The following is a 2,037-nucleotide window of genomic DNA, read 5'->3' on the forward strand; positions in this document are numbered from 1 at the left end:
CAACCGCCGGTTGCTTGTTGCATGAACGATTCAATCATAGTTCTATAATTATTTAAATTAAATTTATTATTACGCATATCTGCGTGCAATGTCTTACCACCCAAAACAGGAGCATATTCAAAAACTATATCATTTGGATTACGTCGTGGATCATAGAAGTTACCATATCTTTGTTTTTGGCTAACATTTTTAAATCCTAATGAGACGCTTGATAATGAATATCTATCGTCTCAATAAAACGAACCTAAATAAACTGCATGTCCATTATTATAACCATCTATTTTAGCGTTTCGATAATTTTTTCCTAATGATACTAAAGCATAGTAACGGCCAACTTCCTCTGCGATTCTTTGAATTCATAATTCTTTTAATGTATATTTTGTTTGAATTGGTTGTCCTAAAACTTGTTGATTTATACTTGCTATTCGTGGGTCTGAATTATATGTAAAAACTTTTGGGGTATTTGGTATTTCGTTGTTTAATCACTCAAGAATTTTACCTCAACCATATGAAGTTTGCAATTCAATAAATTTATCCGCATAAACACCAGTAGTTTGAGGTATTCAATTAGGACCTATTGAACGTCAAACTTCTTTTGTTGAAATCTTAGTGTCTGCTTCTAATAATCATGGAACTAATGGTGCGGGATAGAATGGTTCATTTTTTATGGTTCCATGTGAATTAATTGTATTTTGACTTGGGTTATCAAAGTTAAATGTAAATGTATTTACTTCTGACAAATTAGGTACTCCATTTCTATCTGTTGGATTAGTTTTAAAATAGAAACGTTTTAAACGATATTTATAACCAGCTTTCATGTCAGTTATTTTTACACTTAAATTAATTTTTCGATCCGATGCGTGACGTGATGGATGTTGTTCATCAGTAAATGAATAATGCTGAGACATAATAGAATTAGATGTTTTTTTAGATAGTTCAAATCCAATTTCCTTGGCAAACGATTGATTAGATTGATTTGTATAGCTTTCTTCAAATACTAAAACAATTTTTTCTCGTTCATCGATTTGAGCATTTTGTAAATAAACATTATTTAAAGAAAATTCATGTGTAAATGATTGAGTTTTAATAAGATCTATTGATGTATTTCTTGGGAAATTATTATATTCGTTAGCACTTCCGACTGCTGAGAAATTTTGTTCAAGAGCCTTGAAACCATTAGTTTCATTTTGATAAATGTCAACACTTGGTTTTAGGTGTTCATATTCTGTTCAAATGTTTGAAGGGTTTTGAATTTCGATTCAATCATTAGTTCCATTAATTCTGTAGTATAAATGACTTAATCTAAAGTGTGTAGTGCTTGATGCATCAGTTGGGAATCTTAAAGTAGTTTGAACTTGTCCGTTGTTTCCTAAATTAACTTCCGGTGTATCAATAGTTACAGCGTTGTTTCGAGCGTTTGTATAATTAAATCTTGCTTTAATTTTAATATTGCTAAGATTAGCTCATTTATTATTGTTAATAGAAGTGTTTAAAATGTTTGCATTTGTATTTAAAGCATTTGTTTTAAGAACTAATGTTGTAACTACGCTGTGGTCACTAGGTGAAACAGTTGTAATTCTATTTTGGTGGTTATTGGCAATACTGTTTAAACCAAGGTTCACACGGTATTTATATTCTGCTGCATTAGATGCTGTTGATTCATAAATTTTATTAGTGTTACTTGTAATGCCAACATTCGTTAAAGCACGAGCTGGTTTCGCATTAAGAACAACTTGGTTAATAAACCAATCTTGGTTAAATTGGCTAGTTACCATTACTTCTAGGTACTTGTTGCTTCCTTGAACACCAATGGTTCCTGTTGCACTCATAGTCGGAGAAGTATTAGTTTTACTATTTGAATACTTAACAGTTACTGCTTCCTGGCCTACAAGAACATTGTCTGGATCGTTAAGTGTAAACTTAACCTTAACTTGGTTTCCGTTTCGTCCGCCATTAACATCCTCACTTGTAAAACTACTAATTGTCACCGGTTTTGTTGGTGTTGAAATAATTAGTTCAGGAGTATAAGTTATGTAA

Annotated in this window: 1 protein-coding gene; it reads right to left on the bottom strand. The window is 31.3% G+C overall.

The genetic code is table 4. The annotated features are described in order from the left end of the window. A partial coding sequence (locus tag OF377_RS03260) for a hypothetical protein (protein WP_263836452.1) occupies positions 1 to 2,037 on the bottom strand: 2,037 nt, incomplete at both ends.

The organism is Ureaplasma sp. ES3154-GEN, assembly GCF_025780075.1.
Classification (GTDB): domain Bacteria; phylum Bacillota_I; class Bacilli_A; order Mycoplasmatales; family Mycoplasmoidaceae; genus Ureaplasma.